General features: G+C 59.1%; 21 protein-coding genes. 11 read left to right on the top strand and 10 right to left on the bottom strand.

The window, feature by feature from the left end:
• Positions 1 to 38: 38 nt before the first annotated feature.
• On the bottom strand, positions 39 to 497 hold the full coding sequence (locus BS300_RS06075) for a hypothetical protein (protein WP_071911483.1): 459 nt from the start codon (positions 495 to 497) through the stop codon (positions 39 to 41).
• Between the two features lie 18 nt (positions 498 to 515).
• Positions 516 to 2,390: a S8 family serine peptidase gene (locus BS300_RS06070; RefSeq protein WP_071911481.1), complete on the bottom strand. Its 1,875-nt coding sequence runs from the start codon at positions 2,388 to 2,390 to the stop codon at positions 516 to 518.
• Positions 2,391 to 2,851: 461 nt separating this feature from the next.
• Here BS300_RS06070 and BS300_RS06065 point away from each other — a divergent pair, with 461 nt between their 5' ends.
• Positions 2,852 to 3,679: a MetQ/NlpA family ABC transporter substrate-binding protein gene (locus tag BS300_RS06065; protein WP_071911480.1), complete on the top strand. Its 828-nt coding sequence runs from the start codon at positions 2,852 to 2,854 to the stop codon at positions 3,677 to 3,679.
• Between the two features lie 79 nt (positions 3,680 to 3,758).
• Here the strand turns inward: BS300_RS06065 and BS300_RS06060 are convergent, their stop codons facing one another.
• The gene (locus tag BS300_RS06060) at positions 3,759 to 5,609 is read right to left on the bottom strand and encodes a DUF3413 domain-containing protein (protein ID WP_071911478.1); all 1,851 of its coding nucleotides are present in this window, start codon (positions 5,607 to 5,609) and stop codon (positions 3,759 to 3,761) included.
• A 47-nt stretch (positions 5,610 to 5,656) separates the two neighbouring features.
• Positions 5,657 to 5,884, bottom strand: coding sequence for a YejL family protein (locus BS300_RS06055; RefSeq protein ID WP_005344699.1), 228 nt, complete (start codon positions 5,882 to 5,884; stop codon positions 5,657 to 5,659).
• 73 nt (positions 5,885 to 5,957) lie between these two features.
• On the opposite strand from BS300_RS06055, the gene yejK reads away from it, so the two are divergent.
• The 5 genes from yejK to ugpC all read left to right on the top strand — a co-directional run bounded on the left by yejK (position 5,958) and on the right by ugpC (position 12,432).
• Entirely contained in the window at positions 5,958 to 7,019 is a 1,062-nt protein-coding gene (gene yejK, locus BS300_RS06050; RefSeq protein WP_071911476.1) for a nucleoid-associated protein YejK, read from the top strand.
• 395 nt (positions 7,020 to 7,414) lie between these two features.
• Entirely contained in the window at positions 7,415 to 8,596 is a 1,182-nt protein-coding gene (gene malE / locus BS300_RS06045; protein WP_033116010.1) for a maltose/maltodextrin ABC transporter substrate-binding protein MalE, read from the top strand.
• Between the two features lie 75 nt (positions 8,597 to 8,671).
• Positions 8,672 to 10,324 carry a maltose ABC transporter permease MalF gene (gene malF, locus BS300_RS06040; RefSeq protein ID WP_071911474.1) on the top strand — a complete coding sequence of 551 codons (1,653 nt, stop codon included), beginning with the start codon at positions 8,672 to 8,674 and terminating at the stop codon, positions 10,322 to 10,324.
• Positions 10,325 to 10,336: 12 nt separating this feature from the next.
• Positions 10,337 to 11,227 (top strand): maltose ABC transporter permease MalG, encoded by an 891-nt coding sequence (gene malG, locus BS300_RS06035; protein ID WP_041209357.1) that lies wholly within the window; start codon positions 10,337 to 10,339, stop codon positions 11,225 to 11,227.
• Positions 11,228 to 11,295: 68 nt separating this feature from the next.
• Positions 11,296 to 12,432 (top strand): sn-glycerol-3-phosphate ABC transporter ATP-binding protein UgpC, encoded by a 1,137-nt coding sequence (gene ugpC / locus BS300_RS06030; RefSeq protein ID WP_042029975.1) that lies wholly within the window; start codon positions 11,296 to 11,298, stop codon positions 12,430 to 12,432.
• Positions 12,433 to 12,540: 108 nt separating this feature from the next.
• Here the strand turns inward: ugpC and ppk2 are convergent, their stop codons facing one another.
• Positions 12,541 to 13,356, bottom strand: a complete 816-nt coding sequence (gene ppk2, locus BS300_RS06025) for a polyphosphate kinase 2 (protein WP_043849822.1) — start codon at positions 13,354 to 13,356, stop codon at positions 12,541 to 12,543.
• A 114-nt stretch (positions 13,357 to 13,470) separates the two neighbouring features.
• Here ppk2 and BS300_RS06020 point away from each other — a divergent pair, with 114 nt between their 5' ends.
• A complete protein-coding gene (locus BS300_RS06020) occupies positions 13,471 to 14,271 on the top strand; it encodes an alpha/beta fold hydrolase (RefSeq protein ID WP_071911472.1) in 801 nt (266 codons plus the stop codon).
• 85 nt (positions 14,272 to 14,356) lie between these two features.
• On the opposite strand, the gene BS300_RS06015 is transcribed toward BS300_RS06020, so the two are convergent.
• The 3 genes from BS300_RS06015 to BS300_RS06005 are packed head-to-tail and all read right to left on the bottom strand — an operon-like array spanning position 14,357 to position 16,528.
• A complete protein-coding gene (locus BS300_RS06015) occupies positions 14,357 to 15,163 on the bottom strand; it encodes a MipA/OmpV family protein (RefSeq protein ID WP_071911470.1) in 807 nt (268 codons plus the stop codon).
• A 35-nt stretch (positions 15,164 to 15,198) separates the two neighbouring features.
• Positions 15,199 to 16,269, bottom strand: a complete 1,071-nt coding sequence (locus tag BS300_RS06010) for an AI-2E family transporter (protein WP_042029968.1) — start codon at positions 16,267 to 16,269, stop codon at positions 15,199 to 15,201.
• Positions 16,270 to 16,294: 25 nt separating this feature from the next.
• Entirely contained in the window at positions 16,295 to 16,528 is a 234-nt protein-coding gene (locus BS300_RS06005; RefSeq protein ID WP_071911468.1) for a sulfurtransferase TusA family protein, read from the bottom strand.
• A 142-nt stretch (positions 16,529 to 16,670) separates the two neighbouring features.
• On the opposite strand from BS300_RS06005, the gene BS300_RS06000 reads away from it, so the two are divergent.
• Positions 16,671 to 18,104, top strand: a complete 1,434-nt coding sequence (locus BS300_RS06000; protein WP_033116002.1) for a M48 family metalloprotease — start codon at positions 16,671 to 16,673, stop codon at positions 18,102 to 18,104.
• An 84-nt stretch (positions 18,105 to 18,188) separates the two neighbouring features.
• Here the strand turns inward: BS300_RS06000 and BS300_RS05995 are convergent, their stop codons facing one another.
• Positions 18,189 to 18,671, bottom strand: a complete 483-nt coding sequence (locus BS300_RS05995; protein WP_071911466.1) for a TlpA disulfide reductase family protein — start codon at positions 18,669 to 18,671, stop codon at positions 18,189 to 18,191.
• A 60-nt stretch (positions 18,672 to 18,731) separates the two neighbouring features.
• Here BS300_RS05995 and arsC point away from each other — a divergent pair, with 60 nt between their 5' ends.
• The gene (gene arsC, locus BS300_RS05990) at positions 18,732 to 19,082 is read left to right on the top strand and encodes an arsenate reductase (glutaredoxin) (protein ID WP_071911464.1); all 351 of its coding nucleotides are present in this window, start codon (positions 18,732 to 18,734) and stop codon (positions 19,080 to 19,082) included.
• Positions 19,079 to 19,462 (top strand): DUF2069 domain-containing protein, encoded by a 384-nt coding sequence (locus tag BS300_RS05985; RefSeq protein ID WP_041209367.1) that lies wholly within the window; start codon positions 19,079 to 19,081, stop codon positions 19,460 to 19,462. Before arsC ends, BS300_RS05985 begins: the two co-directional genes overlap by 4 nt.
• Positions 19,463 to 19,517: 55 nt before the next feature.
• Here the strand turns inward: BS300_RS05985 and BS300_RS05980 are convergent, their stop codons facing one another.
• Positions 19,518 to 20,135, bottom strand: coding sequence for an ACP phosphodiesterase (locus BS300_RS05980; protein WP_071911551.1), 618 nt, complete (start codon positions 20,133 to 20,135; stop codon positions 19,518 to 19,520).
• A 163-nt stretch (positions 20,136 to 20,298) separates the two neighbouring features.
• Between BS300_RS05980 and iadA the strand changes: the two genes are divergently transcribed.
• Positions 20,299 to 21,429, top strand: a complete 1,131-nt coding sequence (gene iadA, locus BS300_RS05975) for a beta-aspartyl-peptidase (protein WP_071911549.1) — start codon at positions 20,299 to 20,301, stop codon at positions 21,427 to 21,429.
• The last annotated feature ends 73 nt before the right edge of the window (positions 21,430 to 21,502 follow it).

Genomic DNA, 21,502 nt, shown 5'->3' with positions numbered 1-21,502 from the left:
GGCCATGATGGCCCCCTTTGTTATCCCGCTGACGAGACCTATTTTGGTTGCCGCTCGGCCCCCGACAGCTCGATCTGTACCTTCACCCCCTCGCTCTGCAGCTTGGTGGCGATGGCATTGAGATCGGAGCCCGATTTGGCCTCCAGCAGGGCGATACCACCGCTGCTCTGCTTGAAGTTCAAGCCGTGGCGCGTTGCCAGCGCTTTGGCGGTGGCATCGTCAGCTTCCACCAGCAGGGTACCGCTGACGGTGAGCTCGGGGCTGGCCGCCCCCTGCATCAACACGTCGCCGCGGCGCAGGCTTTGCTGCGGCACTTTGTCATCCAGACTGCGGGTGACCCGCTTCTTGCTGCCATTGTCGGGAATGAGGTAGGTCTGGCCGTTCACCTCTATGGTGCTGTACTGCTTGCCATCCATGGTGACGGACTCCTCGGCGCAGAGCTGTCCCGAGAGGGGGGCCAGCAGGGTTGCCAGAAGCAAGGTAACAGGTTTGTTCATGGTAATACTCCTAGCGTGTTAGCTGCGATTGGCATCGTGACCCAGGACCCGCAGGGACCATGAGATCAGTTTGCCCGGTTGACGGTTGTTGCGCTCGGTCAGGGTGGTGCGCTCCTTGGTCTTGCGATTGAGCAGAGAGACCTGACGGGTACCGTTGGCAACGTCGGTTACCTCCAGTCGCCATGTGCCTTGCGCCGATTCACCGTAGAACTTGTGGGAGAGCAGGCGCATGTCACGCAATCCCTTGGTGCGCACAAAGCCCAGCTGCTGCTGGTCGAGAGATTGGCCGACCAGGCTGTTGAAGGGGCTCAGCAGGATGCTGCGAGTGCCGGCGGGGGAGACCAGTTCGATCAGAAGATCAGGCAGACGCTGGTGATCCAGGCTCACCATCACCTGAACCGCTTCGACCGTCAACGGTGTGGCAATGCGGGTCGTCGAGCTGGTCGGGCTGTTGCCCACATCCGGGATGGCAGCGGCACTGCCGGTGACATTGATCTTCTGCCACGGCAGCTGCACCAGCGGAGGGAGGGGCTGGTGATTGGCTGCCAGCTCAAGTGCCTTGTTGACGTCGATCAGACCGAAACCGTAAGTCGGGCTGAACCACATGCCGGCGGCATTGCGCTCCCACCCTTCCAGCCCTTTCACGTCGCGCACCTTGCCGGTGCTGCTGGTGTAGCTGACCATCACGGGCTGATGTTTGGCATCGACCCGGGTAGCGCTGCGCGCCAGCAGATCCCGAAAATCGCGTACTGACAGATCCGGGTAGGCGGACATCAGCAGTGCCATGGCGCCGGAGGTGCTGGGGGTGGCGGAGGAGGTGCCGTTCATCACGCCGTTGTAGTCGCAACTGGCATCCAGCTGCGGGTTGCCGTGCAGCCGGTTGGTGCGGGGATCGTCGGTGCGGTTGTAACCCATATCGCAGCCGGGCAGATCCGTGGTCACCATGGCGGGGGAGTCGGTACCGTACTCGCCACCGGTGGCGCTCAGGAAGACGTTGCTGCCGACGCTGGAGTAGGAGGATCTGACGCCATCTGCGTTGAGCGCGCTCACCACCAGGTTCCAGAAGTTGCTGTTTGAGGGGTCGATGTTGCTGTTCTCAAACGGCAATTTGGGGCCGTTGCCAGTGCGATTGAGCACATAGCCGCCCGCCGCTATCTTGTTGAAGCCGTTGCCGGCAGCCTTGATATAGGCGGCGCTTTGCGCCTTGAGGGTTTGCTGTTCGAACAGACGGTCGAGCTGGGCCTGATCCAGATCGTTGGCCGGACGGGGATCGACCAGGCTCATGCCATAGCTCTGGTTGAACACCCGGTTATCGCGGCTGGCATCGCTGTCGCCAAGGGCGTAGAGCCAGTCTTTCTGCAACTGCTGGCTGTTGTCGTCCAGCAGGTTGAACCCCTGCAACTGGGCCCGCGGGGCGATCCCCTTGGTGCCGATGGCGTTGTCTACCGCCGCAATAATGCCGGAGACCGAGGTACCGTGCGCCGTATCCGCATCCGTCGGGGTCGGGTCATCGCTGCCGGTCACCACGTTTTTTGAGCCCGGACGGATGTTGTCCGCCAGATCCGGGTGAGCGATAGCCAGGCCATCATCCACTACGGCCACATTGACCCCCTGTCCCAGCACGCCGGTGCGATGTGCCCACCAGAGGTTGAGGTCGTTGCCTGCTACGCCACCACGGGCGCTGAAGGCATCCTGGCCACTGTTGAGCAGATACCACTGCTGATCCTGCAGCGGGTTGATGCCGGGCAGACAGCGTTCGCTGCTGCTGCGGCCGGTATCCAGTCCGGCTTCCTTGCCGGTCAGGGGGGCACAACTTTCATTTGCCTGAACAGATGCAACTGGCAGCGCCGACAGCAGTGCTGTGATCGCCAGTGCTAACGATGTTTGCTTCATTATTTTTAAACTCCATCTTATAGAGCACCTTCCTGGGTGCGAATGGAATCTACACATGGATGATTAAGAGCCAAAAGAACCTGTTTTCATAAGTTAGATCGGCCTCAAAGAAATCTGATCTTTTTTATGTTAGATATTCCATTGGAGCTGATCGTGTGTTTTATTGAGAGCATTTATCAGCGCTCACTATTGATCTTTTTGTTGTTAGCTCAGGTGGTTAGCTGTCTTTGTTAACTGATGCCCGCTGAGCACTGCCACACTGGCGCTGTTTGTTTGCACTTCGTTCTCTTCATTCCCCATCTCTGCGTCGTCCGGCTCATCAGCTTTCTCATTTTTGTCGCTTGGTATTGGTGGCCGACTCTGATAGGTTGTTCTTCATTAGCCATTTGGACGTCCAGATTTCCAATTTGAAATCAGTCGTCCGCTATCACCTTGATGAGTCTTGTGACAGGGAGTCTTGTATGTTGCGTCGCACCTTCTGGTTTTATTCTCTATTGCTCTTGCTGAGCGGCACTCTGGCTGGCACTGCCCGGGCGGGTGAGCAGGATCGCCAAGAGATTGTGATCGGCACTACGGTGGGGGATTTTGCCGACATGGTGACCGACTCCATCAAGCCGCAGCTGGAGGCCAAAGGGTACAAGGTCAGGCTGGTGGAATTTACCGACTATGTTTCCCCCAACATTGCGCTGGCGGATGGCTCGCTCGATGTGAACTGTTTCCAGCACAAGCCTTATCTCGAGAGCTTTAGCAAAGACCGCGGTTTGTCACTGACACCCGTTGTGCAGGTGCCCACCGGGCCGATGGGGCTCTATTCAGGCAAGTTGGCCACACTCGATCAGCTGAAAGAGGGGAGTACGGTGGCTATCCCCAACGATCCCACCAATCAGGCGCGAGCCCTGCTGATGCTGCAGGATCTGGGCTGGCTCACTCTCAAGAAGGGGATTAACCCGCTCAAGGCGAGCGAGTTTGATGTGGTGAACAACCCGCACAATCTCAAGCTGGTACTGCTCGAGGCTGCGCAATTGCCCCGTTCGCGGGAGGATGTGGATTTTGCGGTGATCAACGGCAATTTTGCCGCCTCAAGCGGCATCCCGTTTAGCCAGGGGCTCTTTCTTGAACGCAGCTACGACTTTATCAACTGGGTGGTTGTGAAGCAGGCCGACAGCGAGAAGCCATTTGTCAGGGATGTGGCGGCCGCCTACAACTCGGCGGAGTTCAAGGCATATGCCGCCAAGCGGTTTGCCGGCTACAAATTGCCGCAGGCATGGTCGACCGGGCCGGTTCAATAATCCACACCAACAATTGCTTGGCGCCACTCCAAAAAAACGCCCCCGAATGCCGGGGCGTTTTGTTTGAGAGAGATGGCTGTCAGGGGTGACGGTAGAAGCGGTTGAGCTCGTTCATTACCTGGATCATGGCGCCCATGTCGGGGGTGGCCCGCTTGATGGGTTGATAGCTGTTGCGATCCAGCAGCTCGAAGTCACCCTGTTTGTTGAAGTGGGTGATGGTTCCGCTCTGGTAGATGGCAAAGTCGTTCAGATCCCCGGCCAGCAGCCAGTTGCGCGGGCTGAAGTCGAACAGCGAGCGACCAATGCTGTAATCACGCGGCGGGTTGCGCACCCCCAGCATTCCCTGCATCAGGGTCGGCGCCAGGTCGAAATGGCTGCTCGGCTGCTCGATCACCTGGCTGCTGCGGCCAGGCCAGGCCACCACCATGGGCACCTGTACCTGATAGAGGGAGTAGTTGCTGCCAGCGCCCCAGCTGTTGCTCTGGGTGTCGTTGAACTCCTGGCCATGGTTGGAGGTAATGACCACCACCGTATTGCTGTCCATGCCCTGCAACTGCAGTTTGGTCAGCATCTCTTCCAGCAACTGGTCGGTATAGAAGACCGAGTTCTTGTAGCGATTCTCCAGCTTCACCAGGTTTTCCGCCCGATAGGCGGTGGCCGGATTGAAGTTGGTCAGCTCCGGCTGGAAAGGACCCTTCATAGTCGCGGGCAGCTGGTAGTCGCCAGGACTTGAGAGATAGACCAGCGAGAACCAGGGGCGCTCCAGCGTGCGTTTCTCCAGCCACTGCAGCCAGTCGGTCAGCAGCTTGCCGTCGTTGGTCTGCTCGGAGACAAACACCTGTTTGCGCAGACCGGCGAGGATGCTCTTGCGATACTTCTGACCATCTTCTATCGCCCCGAACAGGCCGAACTGGTAATCCTGACGCAGCAGTTCGTCAAACAGCACCGGCGGGCGTTTGTCGCTGCTGATCTCTTTGTAGTAGTGACCGGGCAGGCCATAAAAGAGGCTGAACATCCCCATCAAGTCATCGTTGCCGCCGCTCAGGTGATTGCGGAAGCTGAGATGCTGATCCGCATAGCGCTGCAGATTGGGCATGTTGATGTTGTTGAGCATGTCAAAGCGCAGCGAATCGACCACCACAATCAGCAGGTTGCTGTGGGTGAGGGGCGCATTGACGTTGAGCGGCCGCAACGGATAGCGGATCCGGCTGTCACTGTCATCGCTCTGGCTGGCTGCCTGCTTCTCGTACTGATCCAGATCCAGCCAGCCATGTTTGGCCAGGAAGGAGCGGGCCGTCATGGGGTAGGAGAGCGGGAAGTTGGCGCGCTGCATGGTGATGGGCTGATACAGGGTGGCATCCGCCCAGCTGTTGACCACGTGGGTCAGGATAAAGCAGACCAGCAGCGCCAGCCCTACCTGATTGCCGTACTGACGGCGCTTGCGCTTGTTGATCTTGCGCCAGACATAGGCAGACAGCAGCAGTTGCAGCAGGAAGATGGTCGGCACGGCGACGAAGATGATGCTCCAGATCGAGCCCTCCTCGGTCTGGGCCTGATCCAGCAACAACTGCCACACCTGGGCATTGAGGTGGAACTTGAAGAGCCGGAATACCTGGGTGTCGATGAGCAGCAGCACAAGCGCCAGCGTCGCCACGACGGTGGAGATGAAGCGTAGGGGCTTCTCTTTGGGCAATACGAAGCTCAAAGGGAAGATCGTCAGCAGGTAGGTGACGAAACTTAAGAACGAGAAGTGGCCAATCCAGCTTACAACGAGGTAGACCACGCCAAGGGTGGTCGACGGCCAGCTGATGGCGCCCAGATAACGGGTGGCAATCAGCATGGCGAGAATGATGTTGAAGAAGGAGAACCAATGCCCCCAGGTGATCAGGCGAGAGACATTATCACGATAGGGGTTACCGGTTTCGACCATAGTGATCCATCTGCGTTGAGAAACGTCAAATCAACAGAGTCGGGGACTCAGTGCGTGTCGTGGCGGTTATCGACCGATGCGGTCAGGGCCTGGACAAACTTTTCGGTGATGGCCTGACGCTGGGCCGGAGCCATACCGTTGATGATATTGGTAGTCAGGTTGCCGAGCACCATCAGACTGAGATCCACCGGCGCCTTGTGCTTCTCCAGGGCGGTGATCAGGTCGTTCATCAGGGCGTCAAACTGCTCGTTATTGTACTTTGATACGATGGGCATAATCTTCAGTTCATCTCGGTTCAAAGCGCCTTATAATACTTCACCCTTTCGGCTAACACTATGGCTTTGTGACATGAGTCTCGATATCGACAAGATCATACTTCACTCCCTGCGCCAGGGCGGCGATGGTCAACCACACGCCGATACCCGCAGCCAGACCCTGCCTCCCGACGAGGCGGTACAGGGGCTGATGGCGGAACTGCATCGCATCTATAACGGCAAGGGAGGCAAGGGCTTTGGCTTCTTCGCCGACCCCGAGCCTGCCGTCGCCGAGCTGGCGGAGGGGGAAGAGGCCCCCAAGCAGCCCTCTCCCGCGTTTCGCATTGCTCTCGAACAGCTGCTCGGCGAGCAGACCGAATTCGTGCCCTTCTCGGTCAATGTGACCCAGATGCTGGTCAAACAGCTGGTGGAGCACGCCCTCGATGAGCAGGGGGTATTGCTGATTGCCAAATACAACTATGTCGGTGTCGATTATCTGATGATCGCCCTGCTGGAGGGCAAGGAGAGCGTCACCGTCAGCGAAGCGCTGGAGTTGCGTCATATCCAGTATCTCGATATTGGCAAACTCAATCTGGTGGCCCGCATCGATTTGACCGAGTGGAAAACCCAACCCGAGTCACGCCGTTATATTACCTTCAGCAAGGGACGCATTGGTCGCAAGCTGGGCGACTTCTTTATGGATCTGCTGGGTGCCCGTGAAGGAATGGATGCCAAGATCCAGAATAAAGGGCTGCTGCAGGCGGTTGAAGATTATTGCGAGAGTCGTCAGCTCGAACCGGCAGAGCGCAATGACTATAAAAAGCAGGTTTTCAAATATTGCACCGAACAGGCGAGTGCCGGTGAAGAGATCGAGATCAAGGAGCTGTCGGCGGAACTCTCCGCAAAAGATGCCGGCGAGGGGGACCTCGATTTTTACAGCTTCATTGGTCAGGAGTACGAACTGGAAGAGCGCTTCCCGGCCGACCGTTCTACCCTGCGCGGGCTGACCAAGTTTGTTGGTTCCGGCGGCGGTCTGACCCTGAGTTTTGAGCAGAAGTTGTTGAACAGCCGCGTGTTTTATGACCCGCAGACCGACACCCTGACCATCAAGGGGGTACCGCCCAACCTCAAGGATCAGCTGCTGCGCCAGTCGTAATGTGATCAAGCCGTCATTTCCGGCAAAAAAAGACTCTGCCTTGGCAGAGTCTCTTTTTTATTGGGCGAAAGGGGCTGGGCGAAACCGGGCCGGTGCTTTGTTAACAGATCAAACAAAATAAACCACCTGAAAGGGTTTTCATTCAAGTGAAAACCCTTTCATTGAGGTAATTATATTTCAGTTTGGTAATTATATTTCGGTTGTTGTTTTGAAATAAGCCGATAAACAGGGTTATTTCCCCGATTTAAGAAAATGTTTTCAAAACTTTCTGGAAGGAAATACGTAATTGCATTTCAAAAATGCGAGTTGCGTCATGTGAGGCGAATGACGCTTGGGATAATATTCACTTCGCACACAATGCTCTTACAGCGCGGAACTACTACAAGGAAAGGCTCATGAAAAAGAAATTGCTGTCATCCCTGATCGGTCTGGCCACTCTTGGCGTCGCTTGCACTGCTACTGCTGCCATCGATGAAGGCCAGCTGACCATCTGGATCAACGGTGACAAGGGATACAACGGTCTGGCTGAAGTGGGTAAGAAGTTTGAAGCAGAAACCGGCATCAAGGTTACTGTTGCTCACCCGGATCAGGTTGAAGTGAAATTCCAGCAAGCCGCCGCCACTGGCAACGGCCCGGACATCTTCTTCTGGGCTCACGACCGTTACGGTGAGTGGGTCAAGGCCGGTCTGCTGGTTCCGGTAACGCCGAGCGCTGCCACCAAAGCCAAATTCGAACAGCTGGCATGGGATGCCATGACTGTTGACGGTAAAACCTATGGCTACCCGGTTGCCATGGAAGCAGTCAGCCTGATCTACAACAAGGATCTGCTGCCTGAGCCGCCGAAGACCTTCGAAGAGATCGCCAAGATTGACGAGACTCTGAAGAAGAACGGCAAGCGCGCCATCATGTGGGCGTATGACACCCCCTACTTCAGCTACCCGCTGGTGGCTGCAAACGGTGGCTACGCCTTCAAGAAAACCGCTACCGGTTATGACGTGAAAGACACCGGCGTGAACAACGCTGGCGCCAAGATCGGCGTAGGCTACATCTCCGAGATGATCAAATCCGGTCACCTGGAGAAGGGTATCGACTACGGCGTAATGGATGCCAAGTTCAACAAGGGCGAAGTGGCCATGATGATCAACGGTCCCTGGGCCTGGAGCAACCTGGACAAGAGCGGTATCAAGTACGGCGTAGCGCCGCTGCCGACCCTGAAGGGCAAACCGGCTAAAGCCTTCGTTGGCGTACTGGGTGCCACCATCAACGCCGCCAGCCCGAACAAGGATCTGGCCATCGAGTTCCTGGAAAACTACCTGCTGACCGATGCCGGTCTGGCTCCGGTCAACGCCGACAAGCCGCTGGGTGCCGTTGCGCTGAAATCCTTCCAGAAGACTCTGGAATCCGATCCGCACATCAAGGCCACCATGCTGAACGCCCAGGCTGGCGAGCCGATGCCGTCCGTGCCCGAGATGAGCCGTTTCTGGTCCTCCTTCGAAACTGCCCTCAAGAACGTGACCTCCGGTCGTCAAGGTGTTGACGAAGCGCTGGATACCGCTGCCAAGCGTATCGTTCAGTAAGCACGCACTACCCGGGAGGCCGCAATGGCCTCCCTCTCTCTCAAATATCTCTTGGCGTTATAAAGGTTAATTGGCATGGAAGTAGTACCTTCTGTTGAGTCCTATGCCGGTCCGAAGGATAAGCACACCTGGCTTAAGTGGACTATCGCGGCCCTGGTCGCCATCCTCAACGGCTACGCAGCCGTGATGATGTACGCCAGTGGCGAGTGGGTATTCGCGCTGCTGGATCTGGTGGTGGTATCCGTCGGTCTGTATGTCTTCATGAACAAGAAGACCTATGCCCATCGCTACATCTTTCCGGGTGTGGCTGGCATGGTTGTATTTATCATCTTCCCTCTTGCCTACACGATTGGCATCGCCTTCACCAACTATTCAGGCACCAACTTGCTCTCCGTGGAGCAGGCTCGTGATTATCATCTGAAGAAAACCTACAAGGTGGCGGGCGGTGAATTCGATTTTACGCTGCTGGGTGGCGACAACGGCCAGTTCCAGCTGCAGCTGAACCAGGATGATCACGCCTATATCAGCCAACCCGTTACCCTGATGAACAACAAGGCCCGCGAGCTGGCCGTGAGTGAAGGTCGGGCACAGGCAACTCCTCAGGTCATCGAGCTGATTCCGGTCACTGGCGAGATCGCCAGCAAACCGGCCCCCATTCGTGCCATCGTGGATCATCGCACCCACCTGAGCGCGCTGGATCTGGTGCTGCCCGATGGTTCCACCCATCTGACCCTGAGCAGCCTGCGCAAGTTTGCCGCCCAGAAGTCCCAGTACACCCGTCTGATGGATGGCGCCGTGCTCAAATCCGGCGTGGTGATCAAAGACAGCAACCTGCTGCGCGACAACCAGAGCGGCGAGCTGATGCTGCCCAACGGCGAGACCGGTTTCTACCAGTACATCGACGATCAGGGCCAGTTTGTCGGCAAGGGCATTGCTCCGGGCTTTGTGGTCAGCGTGGGTTGGAAGAACTTCGCCCGCATCGTGACTGACCCGGGTATTCAGGCGCCGTTCCTGCAGATCTTCGTCTGGACCGTGATCTTCTCTGCCTGTTCCGTGGCGTTCACTCTGGCCATCGGTATGGTGCTGGCCTGTCTGGTGCAATGGGAATCGCTCAAGGGGCGCGGCTTCTATCGGGTCATGCTGATCCTGCCCTACGCGATCCCAGCGTTTATCTCCATCCTGGTGTTCAAGGGGTTGTTCAACCAGAACTTCGGTGAGATCAACATGTTCCTGGAAGCGGCCTTTGGCATCAAGCCGGACTGGTATACCAATCCCATGCTGGCCAAGGTGATGATCCTGATCGTCAACACCTGGCTGGGCTACCCCTACATGATGATCCTCTGCATGGGCCTGCTCAAAGCTATCCCGGAAGATCTCTATGAAGCGTCCGCCATGGACGGTGCCGGTCCGGTGCAGAACTTCTTCAAGATCACCGTGCCGCTGCTGATGAAGCCGCTGACCCCGCTGTTGATTGCCTCGTTCGCATTCAACTTCAACAACTTCGTACTTATCCAGTTGTTGACCAACGGTGCTCCGGACATCATCGGTGCCAGCACTCCGGCCGGTACTACCGACCTGCTGGTGAGCTACACCTACCGGATTGCATTCCAGGGATCGGGTGGTCAGGACTACGGTCTGGCCAGTGCCATCGCCACCGCCATCTTCCTCATCGTAGGTGCGCTGGCGCTGCTCAACCTGAAATTGTCCAAAGCCGACAAACAGCTGTAAGGAGGCTTCAACATGGCAATCGTACAACCCAAATCAGTCAAATACCGGGTGTGGGCAACCCACCTGGTCATGTGGGGCTTCCTGGCACTGATCATCTTCCCGTTGATCATGGTTATCGCCATCTCGTTCCGTAACGGTAACTTTGCGGTAGGGGAGATCATCCCCTCCAATCCGACCCTGGATCACTGGAAACTGGCGCTGGGCATCTCCATCACCAACGCCGACGGCAGCATCACACCGCCGCCGTTCCCGGTGCTGACCTGGTTGTGGAACTCCATCAAGATCGCCGGCATCACTGCCCTGATGATCGTGACGCTCTCCACCACCTGTGCCTACGCCTTTGCCCGTCTGCGTTTTCGTGGCAAGTCCACCATCCTGCAGGGCATGCTGATTTTCCAGATGTTCCCGGCAGTGCTGGCACTGGTGGCCATCTACGCGCTCTTTAACAAGATTGGTGACTACATCCCCTGGCTGGGTCTCAACACCCACGGTGGCCTGATCCTCGCCTACATGGGCGGTATCGCCCTGCACGTCTGGACCATCAAGGGCTACTTCGAGACCATCGACTCCTCTTTGGAGGAGGCTGCGGCCATCGACGGTGCGACTCCGTGGCAGGCATTCCGCCTGATCCTGTTGCCCCTGTCGGTGCCCATTCTGGCGGTGGTGTTCATTCTGGCCTTTATCGGTTCCATTACCGAGGTGCCCATGGCCTCCATCCTGCTGCAGGATGTGAACAATCTGACCCTGGCGGTCGGAGCCCAGCAGTACCTCTATCCGCAGAACTACCTGTGGGGTGACTTTGCCGCAGCCGCTGTGCTCTCCGGCTTCCCCATCACAGTGGTGTTCCTGCTGGCACAGCGCTGGCTGGTTGGCGGTCTGACTGCCGGTGGTGTGAAAGGTTAAGTTTATGGCCGGGGGAGCTGACTCCCCCCGCTATCACGATTTGCAAAGATTCAAGAGCGGAGCTCGTCATGGCTGAAGTAGTACTCAACAACGTTCGCAAAAATTACGACCCGGCTGTTCACAAGGACACCCTGCGCAATATCAACCTCTCCATCAAGGAGGGCGAGTTCATCGTCTTCGTCGGTCCGTCCGGCTGCGGCAAATCCACCCTGCTGCGGATGATCGCGGGTCTGGAAGACATCACCAGCGGTGAGCTGACCATCGGCGGTCGCTACATGAACGACGTGCCGCCGGTAGAGCGCAACGTCGGCATGGTGTTCCAGTCCTACGCCCTCTATCCGCACATGAACATCTACGAGAACATGGCCTTTGGTCTGAAGCTCAAGAAGATGGACAAGGAGAACATCCACAAGCGGGTGATGCGTGCCGCTGAAATTCTGGGTCTGGAGCCGCTGCTGGAGCGCAAGCCCAAGGCACTCTCCGGCGGTCAGCGCCAGCGGGTTGCCATCGGTCGCTCCATCGTGCAGCAGCCGCAGGTGTTCCTGTTTGACGAGCCGCTCTCCAACCTCGACGCCGCGTTGCGGGTCAAGATGCGGATCGAGATCGCCAAGCTGCACAAGGAGCTCAACTCCACCATCATCTACGTGACCCACGATCAGGTGGAAGCGATGACCCTGGCTGACAAGATTGTGGTGCTGAGTCCGCTCAAGGCCGATGCCGCCAGCAACCTGGAGCAGTTCGGTTCACCGCTCGACCTCTACCACAACCCGGACAACAAGTTTGTGGCCGGTTTTATCGGTTCGCCCAAGATGAACTTCCTGGCTGCCGAGCTGATGGAGATTGGCGAGCAGGAGTGCGTGGTCAAGCTCTCTACCGGCGACAGCGTGCGGGTGCGGGTCGATGCCCGTCGTGGCGCGGTGGGTGACAAGGTTGAGCTGGGTATCCGCCCGGAGCATCTGGTGCCGCTGAGCCACGCCCATGCCGACAGCAAGCTGAGCGGCGTAGTGCAGGTTGCCGAGCATCTGGGGGCCGAATCATTCGTCTATATGGATGTGGATGGTCACGACTTTACCGTCAAGACCACCTCCGACGTGGATGTGGCGACCGGCCAGAGCTACAGCGTGGGGATCCCGGCTGAAGCCTGCTATCTGTTCGATGCCAAGGAGCAGGCGTTCCCCCGCACTGCCAAGTACATCCGTACCTGATCGCGGTTTGGTGCAAGTTTTCCGTATCTTCAATGCCTTTTTGCCGGTCTTGCGACCGGCTTTTTATTGCCTGCCGTTTGGCTAAACCGGCAGGCGCGGTAGCTGCGCTTAGCCCTCGAGATCGGCAGTAATATCGGGCACAAAGGTCTGGCTGGTCAGGGGCGGGCGTTCGTACCCTTCGGTCTTGATGGGGGGGAGCTTGATGGGCTCGTAGTGGATCGCCTCGTAGGGCACCTTGCCTAGCAGATGGGCGATGCAGTTGAGGCGGGCGCGGCGCTTGTCGTCGGCCTCCACCACAAACCAGGGGCTGTCCTGGGTGTCGGTGTAGGTGAACATGTCATCTTTGGCGCGGGAGTATTCGACCCAGCGCGAGCGGGACTGCAAGTCCATCGGGCTGAACTTCCAGCGCTTGATAGGGGTGTTGATCCGCTCCTTGAAGCGCTTCTCCTGCTCCTCATCGGAGACCGAGAACCAGTATTTGATCAGGGTGATGCCGGAGCGGATCAGCATCCGCTCGAACTCGGGGCAGGCGCGCAGAAACTCGCGATACTCGGCGTCGCTGCAAAAGCCCATCACCCGCTCTACCCCGGCGCGGTTGTACCAGGAGCGATCAAACAGCACCATCTCGCCAGCAGCGGGCAGGTGGGCGACATAGCGCTGAAAGTACCACTGGGAGCGCTCGCGGTCCGAGGGGGCGGGCAGCGCCGTCACACGGCAGACCCGAGGATTCAGGGGCTCGGTGATCGCCTTGATGACGCCCCCCTTGCCGGCAGCGTCCCGTCCCTCGAACAGTACCACCACCTTGAGCCCCTCCTGCTTGACCCACTCCTGCAGCTTGACCAGCTCCTCCTGCAGGTGGGCGAGGTGGTGTTCATAACATTTCTTGTCCAGACGTGGCCGCTTCTTGCTCTTGTCCTTCGGCATCTTCTTCTCCTCTTTGAGTCCCTTCTTGCCGTCACTTCAGCTTGCACCAGGGAGAGTCGACTGCCAAGGGGGACGTGATACACTGCCCGCCCATCGCTGGCAACAGGAGATAGCATGAAGCATTTTATGGAGATAGCGGGCCGCCGGATGGCCTATCTGGATGAAGGGCAAGGGCCGGTGCTGCTGTTTGGTCATAGCTACCTGTGGGATAGCGCCATGTGGGCGCCGCAAATAGAGGCGCTCAAGGGCAGCTATCGCTGCATCGTTCCCGATCTGTGGGGCCACGGCGATTCCGATCTGCTTCCGGAAGGCGCCTGCACGCTGGCAACCCTGGCGCGCGATCATCTGGCGCTGCTCGATGCCCTCGGCGTCGATGAGTTCGTGCTGGTGGGCCTCTCCATCGGTGGCATGTGGGGTGTGGAACTGGAGCGCATGGCCCCAGCTCGCCTCAAGGGACTGGTGCTGATGGACAGCTTCGTTGGCCTCGAGCCGCAGATCACCTGCGAGCGCTACCTTGGCATGCTGGCGATGATCGAGCAGCTTGGCACCGTGCCGGCGCCTATCGTCGAACAGGTGGCGCCGCTCTTTTTTGCCAATCAGCCTGATGAAGCGTTGATGAGTGGTTTCAAGGCGCGTCTTGCCGCCTGGCCAAAGGATAAGATTGCAGCCATGGTGGCGGTGGGCCGCAGCTTTGTGACCCGTGAAGATCGCATCGAGTGGCTGGAGGAGATCACCACTCCTGCCTTGGTGATGACCGGCTGCGAGGACAAGGCGCGCCCGGTGCTGGAGGGCTATCTGATGGCCGAGGTACTGGGTTGCCCGTTCAGGGAGATCCCGGCAGCTGGCCACATCTCATCGCTGGAAAATCCGGCCTTCGTCAATCAGCAGCTGACCGGGTTTCTGGCGGCGCTGTAAGCCTGAATGGGTAGCCTGAAGATGGTCGTGAAAAAGGGAGCCGAGGGCTCCCTTTTGTTTGTTCGTATCTCACGGCTCATCACCGTTACCAGATATAGCCCAAGGCAAATCCTGCATAGAGCTCGCCGTCGTGTTGGACGATGGGGCTGTTTTTAATGTCCCGATCATACAATTCGTAGTTCATGGCAAACATGCCAATCCAGTTGGGACTGAAGCGGTAGCTGGTGATGAGCGCCGCCATGGGGGAGAGGGTTGAGCCCGTATCCCAGGCGGGCCGCTGGGCGGTGGCCTCGCTTTCGGAGATGCCGCCGAAGTAGTAGTTGGCCATCTTGTCGCTGCGCAGCATCACCCCCATCCCCGGCATGATAAGCAGGTTGTCGCGCTGGATGGGGAAGTCGGCCCACAGCAGCAGCTCCTGACCCTTGCTGCGGCCGGTGATATCGCTGTTGGCGCGCACGGTCAGCAGGGCGTAGGGGGTGATGATGTTGCCACCGATCCCGCCTTCCAGCTGCCATTTGCGCTGTTCCATGCCGCTGAAGACGGGCGAATCCTCGGGATCCAGATTGCCAAAACGCACTCGGCCATAGCCATACAGGGCGACATGTTCATCCTTGTGGAAGTAGTAGCGCGCCCGATCGCCGAGAAACATGAACTGCTTGCCGAAGTAGATAAAGCCCGGGATTGCGTAGGTGGCATTATCCTGCGCCTCATAGCGGGCTTGTCCCCCGATGAGCGCGGCACCGGCGACAAAGCCTTGTGGCACCGGACTGGTGGGGCTGTCGCTGGTGAGCAGATCCATGGAGCCAAGGTCGATATCGGCGCGGGCGGGCAGGGCGGCAGCGAGGAGCAGGGCCGTCAGCCCTGCCGCTCTGATTTGACGAAAAAAGGTCATGGACACTCCGTTGTCACGATTGCATGGGAAGTCGGTTATTTCGCGGCGCTCGGCAGATCTTCGCGTTTTGGCCAGGCATTGATCACCGCCTTGACCAGGGTGGCGAGGGGAATGGCGAAGAAGACCCCCCAGAATCCCCATAGTCCGCCAAAGACCAGCACGGCGATGATGATGGCGACCGGATGGAGGTTGACCGCCTCCGAGAAGAGCACCGGTACCAGCAGGTTGCCATCGAGGGCCTGAATGACCAGATAGGCCACCATCAGCCATGCGAACTCCGGGGTTAGGCCCCACTGGAACAGGGCGACCATGGCCACCGGCACAGTCACCACGGCAGCGCCTATGTAGGGGATCAGCACCGAGAAGCCGACCGCGACCGCCAGCAGCACCGAGTAGCGCAGTCCCATCAGGGCGAAGGGGACATAGGTGGCAATGCCGACGATCAGGATCTCGATCACCTTGCCGCGGATGTAGTTGATGATCTGGTTGTTCATCTCGACCCACACCCGGTTGACCAGGGTGCGGTTGCGCGGCAGGAAGCGGCGCAGGCTGCCCATCAAGACCCGCTTGTCCTTGAGCATGAAGAAGACCATCAGTGGCACCAGGATCAGGTAGATCATGATGGCGACCACGTTCACCAGCGAGCTGAGCGAGGCACTCACCAGATGCTCGCCGCCACTGAGAATGCGCTGGCGGATATTGTCGATGACGGTCTCCACCAGACTGACGTCGATGAGTTCGGGATAGCGGTCAGGCAGGGTGCGGACATAATCCTGAGCGTGAGTCAGCATGGCCGGCGCCTCTTTGGCCAGATTGATCCCCTGACTGACCAGGGTCGGGATAAGGCCCAAGAGGGCGGCGACCGCCACCGTAATAAAGAGGATCAGAATGACGCTGGTAGCCAGGGTGCGCGACAACCCCGCCTTTTGCAGCCGGGCCACCGGCCACTCCAGCAGATAGGCCATCACCAGCGCCACCAGCAGGGGGGCCAGCAGATCGCCAAACAGCCAGATAATGGCAAAGCAGAAGACCAGCAACAGGAAGAGGGTAACGGCATCGGGATCGGAGAACCGGGTCTGATACCAGCGCTTCAAGACTTCTAACATGACTGCATCCTTACACGACAGGGGCTCAAGATGGCTGCATCGCCCCGACAACCAGCTGCAAAGAGAGGGTATTGTCCGGTCCCGGGGTGAGAATGACCCTGTGGCCGAGACGCTGCAGATAGGCCGGAATATCCTGCCGTGAGCCCGCATCGGCCAGCCGTATGGTCACGGTTTGACCGGTTTTGGCCTCCCGCAACCAGAGCTTGAGCCGGATCAGCGGCTCGGGACAGCGCCAGGGGGTCAGGTCGAGATATTCCATGGGGGCTCCATCACGCAGATGGCCGCTATTATGGCCGTGATAAGAGCATGAAACAACGCTTGTAGCCCTTGATGGGCAAGGGTATTCTGCCGAGGCCCTTTCTGATGGAGATAGAGATAACGTGGCACGCTTTTCCCCCCTGATGGCATCACTTCCCCTGCTGGCTTCCCTGATGGGCGCCACGTTTCATGCCGAGGCGAACAATCAGCTTCCCGACATAGGCACCGCCGGGGTCTCGGCCCTGCCCATCGAGCAGGAGGTACGCTACGGCAACGCCTTCATGCGCTTTGCCCGTGCCGGTTTGCCGATCATCGATGATCCCGTGTTGAGCCAATATATCGACGATCTGGGGCAGCGCCTGCTCTCCAACGCCGATGGGGTGCGTTTCCCGTTTACCTTCTTCCTGATTAACGATCCTAGCATCAACGCGGCTGCCTTCCTTGGCGGGCGGGTCAAGGTGCACACCGGCCTGTTTCTCTACGCCGACAGCGAGAGCGAGCTCGCCTCGGTACTGGCCCACGAAATCACCCACGTGACCCAGCGCCACATCGCCCGCTATATGGAAGCGCAGGCAAGCAGCTCGGCGGTGACCCTGGCCGGTCTGGTGGGCTCCATTGCGCTGGCGGTGATCAACCCGACCGCCGGTATTGCGGCGTTGCAGACCACGCTGGGTCTCTCCATGCAGTCTGCCATCAACTACACCCGCGACAACGAATACGAAGCGGACCGGATCGGCATGAAGACCCTCTACGATGCCGGTTTCGATCCCATGGGGATGGCCAACTTCTTCCAGAAACTGGCTGCCGAGTATCGCTATGCCAGCAAGCCGCCCGAGATGCTGCTGACTCACCCGCTTCCGGAGACCCGGATCAGCGAGGCTCGTGCTCGGGCGAGCAGCTATGGCCGCCGCGATCTGCCGCCGAGCCTCGACTTCTGGCTGGCCAAGGTGCGCATTCAGGTGCGCTATGGCACCGATACTCCGCAGGGGATGCTGAGTTACTTCGATAGCCGGATCCAGAAAGGGGATTATCCGCTCAAGGATGCCGCCATCTATGGCAAGGCGTTGGCGCTGATCCAGCTCAAACGCACCGACGAAGCGGACACGCTGATGAAAGAGCTGGCCACCCGTCATCCGGAAGATCTCTTTATCGTCGATGCCCAGACCGACATCGATCTGGCCAAGGGGCGCAGTGCCCAGGCCATCGCGCGCCTCGAGAAGTTCCGCAGCCAGATGCCGGACAACGAGGTGGTGGTGGTCAACCTTGGCAACGCCTATCTCGAAAGCGGCAACTACAAGAAGTCCATCGCCATCCTCGACCCCTATGCCCGTGCGCATGAGGAGAACAATCTGGCCTGGAACCTGCTCTCTGACGCCTATCGCAAGGCGGGTAGAATGACCGAGCTGCACATGGCGCGGGCTGAAATCCTCTCTCTGCGCGGTGATTATCAGGCGGCTATCGACGAGCTGATCGTGGCGCGCGGCACCACCAGTGACCGGATGACTCTGGCTCGACTGGAGGCGCGTATCACCGAGCTGGAGCGAGCCAAGAAGGATCTCGACAGCCTCAAGGGGTGACGAGAGGTTATTCAAGGGCGCACCAGAGTGCGCCCTTGTTGTTTATGGTGAGTCAGAGAAACAGCTTTGAGCGCTGTGGGCCGCTCAGTTGCCCGGATGCCTGATGGATGCCTTGAGGGCGTCGATCTGCGATTGACCCAGTTCACCAACCAGCGTCTGTTTGAGCTTGCCCTCACTATCGAGCAGGTAGCTGGTAGGCAGCCCGCTTGGGCGAGGGAAGGGGAGCCTGGCATCCTCATTGGCAATAAGGAGCGGCACCTTGATGTGGTACTGGGCGGCCAGCTTGTCCAGCTCTGCCGGGGTGGTCGGGTCGTAGTTGATCGCCACCACGGCGATCTCTCCTTCGGTAGCCAGCGCGTTGAGGTGCGGCATCTCTCGCAGGCAGGGGGCACACCAGGGGGCGAAGTAGTTGACCAAGAGCGGCTTGCCGGCAAAGTGGTCAAGGGCCACCCTTTGCCCCATCGCGTCGGTAAATTCGGGGGCGGGCGTGCAGGCGCCCAGCAGGCCAGCCACAATCAGCCAACAAATTCGTTTCAATTCCTTTCCACTGCCGCTTACCCTGACCATCACTTTCCCCTACAATAGCGCCGTTTCTTGTCCCATCTTGCGATTAATCAGGGAGTTACCATGAGCGAGACCCAAATCTACCACAATCCGCGCTGCTCGAAGAGCCGTGAAACCCTGGCGCTGCTGGAACAGCACGGGATCGCCCCTGATGTGGTGCTCTATCTGGAGCAGGCCCCGAGTGAAGAGGAGATCCGCAAGCTGCTGACCCTGCTTGGCTTTAGCGACCCGCGCCAGCTGATGCGCACCAAGGAAGATCTCTACAAGGAGCTGGGCCTCGGCGAAGTGGATGGCGACGACCTTATTCGTGCCATGCACCAGCATCCCAAGCTGATCGAGCGCCCCATCGTCATCAAGAACGGTCAGGCCCGCATTGGTCGCCCGCCGGAGCAGGTGCTGGAGATCCTCAAGTGAGCACCCGCTTTGCTCGTCTGCTGACCCTGGTCGGCTTCTTTGGTCTGCTGGGCTGGGTCATCCTCTGGCATCTGTGGCTCTCGCCCCATCCCGACCTCAACCCCTGGCTGCTGCCGGTGATCTGGACGGTGCCGCTGCTCTTCCCCCTCAAGGGGATAGTGCAGGGCAACCCCTATACCCACGCCTGGGGCAACTTCGTGCTGATGCCCTACTTCCTCCACGCCCTGACCCTGATCACCACGGATGAGGGGGAGCGTTGGCTGGCGGTGGTGGAGCTGCTGTTCACCACCCTCGCGTTTGTCGGCACCATCTACTACGCCCGTCTGCGTGGCCGCGAACTGGGCCTCAGCATTCGCAAGAAGAAAGACGAAGCCAGGTAATGCAGGAAGTAACGTGCAGCAATGTGATGAAGAACGCCCCGCAAGGGGCGTTTTTTTATGGCGGTGATACCAGACCCGAATCTGCCCGGAGCAGGGCCAGCTGCTGCACGCTGTGACCCATCAGTTGCGGGTAGAAGCGCAGAAATCCTGCTTCGCACCCTTGCCATTGCGCTTCATCAAGGGTGAGCAGCGCATCGCCGAGCGGCATCGGGCGGCGTAGCCGGCGGCCAATACCATTGAGGGCCTGCGCCAGCCCCTCTTTGCGCTGATAGGAGGCGATCCAGTTCTGCTCGGCCATCCGCTTGAGGGGAAGCGGCAACCCCTCTGGCAAGACGTGGTGGTCAGCCAGCAGCTGGCCATAGCTCTGCGCGAGAAAGCGGGGCAGGGGAGCTGCGCTGAACGCTTGCCAGTGCTGGCTCAGCCAGTGGTCGTAGAGCATATCCACCACTATGCCGCCAAAACGGCGCCAGGGGGCCTCGAAACAGGCGACGGCCGCCTTGTGCTCGGGATGGCCATCGGTGAAGGCATCAATTTTGCGGTGCAGCCAGATCCCTTCGTCAAACGGTGCGGCAAGGCCCGTTGGCAGCGAGCCTTTGACAAAATCACCGAGCAGGTTGCCGGTGAGGGAGCTTCCGGTGTGGGCGGCCAGATGAAGGTGAGCCAGAAAGTTCATGATGAAAGCGGGGCCTGCGAACGGATAGTGCCGCTGAGAGTAGCGGATCTTCCATCTCTCATGAAAGTCTTGTTCAGGAAGTGCTTTCACCGGCGCGCCAATAGTGGGTAAATAGTTCATCTGCCTGATGGCATGTCACGGTATTGAGCGAGGAGTAACCATGATGTTGACCCTGATCGAGGGGGCCGAAATTTTCAGCCCCGCCTACCTTGGCCAGCAGGATCTGCTGGTGGCGGATGGCCGCATCGCCTGGATGGGCAAGGGAATGAGCGTGCCCGCCGACTGGCCACTGATGCGTGTCGATGGACGGGGTCACTATCTGGTACCCGGCATGGTGGATCCGCTGGCCCATATCACGGGAGGTGGCGGTGAGGGGGGCTTTGCCTTTCGCACCCCGGAACTGGCGGCGAGCGAGGCGCTCAAGGCCGGAGTGACCACGCTGGTGGCGGCGCTTGGCACCGACAGTCTGACCCGCTCGCCGGCTCAGGTGCTCGGCAAGGTGCGTGAGTTTCGCGCCGCCGGCGTGAGCGCCTTCATGTATACCGGCTCCTACCATCTGCCGGTCAAGAGCATCACCGGCACGGTGGAGTCCGACATCATCCTGATCCCCGAAGTGCTGGGGGTGGGAGAGGTGGCTATCAGCGACCACAGATCCAGCGCACCAACCCACGACGAGCTGGCCCGTCTGGTGAGCGAGGCACGGGTGGCCGGGTTGCTCGCGGGCAAGAGCGGGGTCAGCTTCTTTCATCTGGGGGATGGTCAGGGCGCACTGGCGCCACTGCGGGCCCTGCGTGACAAAACCGATATTCCGCTGCGCCAGCTCTATCCGACCCACTGCAACCGCAACCCCTGGCTCTTCGCCGAGGCGATCGAGTGGGGCAAGGCGGGAGGCTGGGTTGATCTCACCACCTCCAGCTTTCCCGATCTGGTCGAGGATGGCGAGCGGCTGGCGGCCGATGCGCTGGTGGAGCTGTTGGCCGCCAACGTACCAGCCGATCGCATCAGCTTCAGCTCGGATGCCAACGCCAGTCTGCCGCGCTTTGATGGCGAGGGGCGCCTTATCGAGATGCGCTGCGGCCAGATCGCCAGCCTGTGGCAGGAGTGCGTTCGTGCCTGCCAGCTCGGGGTGCCGCTCGAGGTAGCGCTGGCGGTCGTGAGCGCCAACCCGGCGCAGGCGCTGGGGCTCGGCAGCAAGGGGCGGATCGGGGTCGGTCAGGATGCTGACTTGCTGCTGATCAAATCAGCTTCGCTCGCCATCACGAAGGTGATGAGTGGCGGTCAGTGGCGTAGCTAAGCTTTTGGCGTTTTATTGCGCGTATCGATTTCCAAACAAAAAGCCCGACAACTGTGTCGGGCTTTTTGCTGGC

The sequence above is a fragment of the Aeromonas sp. SCS5 genome (assembly GCF_001887375.1).
Taxonomy (GTDB): Bacteria; Pseudomonadota; Gammaproteobacteria; order Enterobacterales; family Aeromonadaceae; genus Aeromonas; species Aeromonas jandaei.
This window is presented reverse-complemented; position numbering and strand designations above follow the sequence as displayed.

What these genes read in the sequence shown, in the direction of transcription:
- BS300_RS06075 (WP_071911483.1), bottom strand. Translation starts at nt 497, where the DNA reads ATGAACAAACCTGTTACCTTGCTTCTGGCAACCCTGCTGGCCCCCCTC.
- BS300_RS06070 (WP_071911481.1), bottom strand. Translation starts at nt 2,390, where the DNA reads ATGAAGCAAACATCGTTAGCACTGGCGATCACAGCACTGCTGTCGGCG.
- BS300_RS06065 (WP_071911480.1), top strand. Translation starts at nt 2,852, where the DNA reads ATGTTGCGTCGCACCTTCTGGTTTTATTCTCTATTGCTCTTGCTGAGC.
- BS300_RS06060 (WP_071911478.1), bottom strand. Translation starts at nt 5,609, where the DNA reads ATGGTCGAAACCGGTAACCCCTATCGTGATAATGTCTCTCGCCTGATC.
- BS300_RS06055 (WP_005344699.1), bottom strand. Translation starts at nt 5,884, where the DNA reads ATGCCCATCGTATCAAAGTACAATAACGAGCAGTTTGACGCCCTGATG.
- yejK (WP_071911476.1), top strand. Translation starts at nt 5,958, where the DNA reads ATGAGTCTCGATATCGACAAGATCATACTTCACTCCCTGCGCCAGGGC.
- malE (WP_033116010.1), top strand. Translation starts at nt 7,415, where the DNA reads ATGAAAAAGAAATTGCTGTCATCCCTGATCGGTCTGGCCACTCTTGGC.
- malF (WP_071911474.1), top strand. Translation starts at nt 8,672, where the DNA reads ATGGAAGTAGTACCTTCTGTTGAGTCCTATGCCGGTCCGAAGGATAAG.
- malG (WP_041209357.1), top strand. Translation starts at nt 10,337, where the DNA reads ATGGCAATCGTACAACCCAAATCAGTCAAATACCGGGTGTGGGCAACC.
- ugpC (WP_042029975.1), top strand. Translation starts at nt 11,296, where the DNA reads ATGGCTGAAGTAGTACTCAACAACGTTCGCAAAAATTACGACCCGGCT.
- ppk2 (WP_043849822.1), bottom strand. Translation starts at nt 13,356, where the DNA reads ATGCCGAAGGACAAGAGCAAGAAGCGGCCACGTCTGGACAAGAAATGT.
- BS300_RS06020 (WP_071911472.1), top strand. Translation starts at nt 13,471, where the DNA reads ATGAAGCATTTTATGGAGATAGCGGGCCGCCGGATGGCCTATCTGGAT.
- BS300_RS06015 (WP_071911470.1), bottom strand. Translation starts at nt 15,163, where the DNA reads ATGACCTTTTTTCGTCAAATCAGAGCGGCAGGGCTGACGGCCCTGCTC.
- BS300_RS06010 (WP_042029968.1), bottom strand. Translation starts at nt 16,269, where the DNA reads ATGTTAGAAGTCTTGAAGCGCTGGTATCAGACCCGGTTCTCCGATCCC.
- BS300_RS06005 (WP_071911468.1), bottom strand. Translation starts at nt 16,528, where the DNA reads ATGGAATATCTCGACCTGACCCCCTGGCGCTGTCCCGAGCCGCTGATC.
- BS300_RS06000 (WP_033116002.1), top strand. Translation starts at nt 16,671, where the DNA reads ATGGCATCACTTCCCCTGCTGGCTTCCCTGATGGGCGCCACGTTTCAT.
- BS300_RS05995 (WP_071911466.1), bottom strand. Translation starts at nt 18,671, where the DNA reads ATGGTCAGGGTAAGCGGCAGTGGAAAGGAATTGAAACGAATTTGTTGG.
- arsC (WP_071911464.1), top strand. Translation starts at nt 18,732, where the DNA reads ATGAGCGAGACCCAAATCTACCACAATCCGCGCTGCTCGAAGAGCCGT.
- BS300_RS05980 (WP_071911551.1), bottom strand. Translation starts at nt 20,135, where the DNA reads ATGAACTTTCTGGCTCACCTTCATCTGGCCGCCCACACCGGAAGCTCC.
- iadA (WP_071911549.1), top strand. Translation starts at nt 20,299, where the DNA reads ATGTTGACCCTGATCGAGGGGGCCGAAATTTTCAGCCCCGCCTACCTT.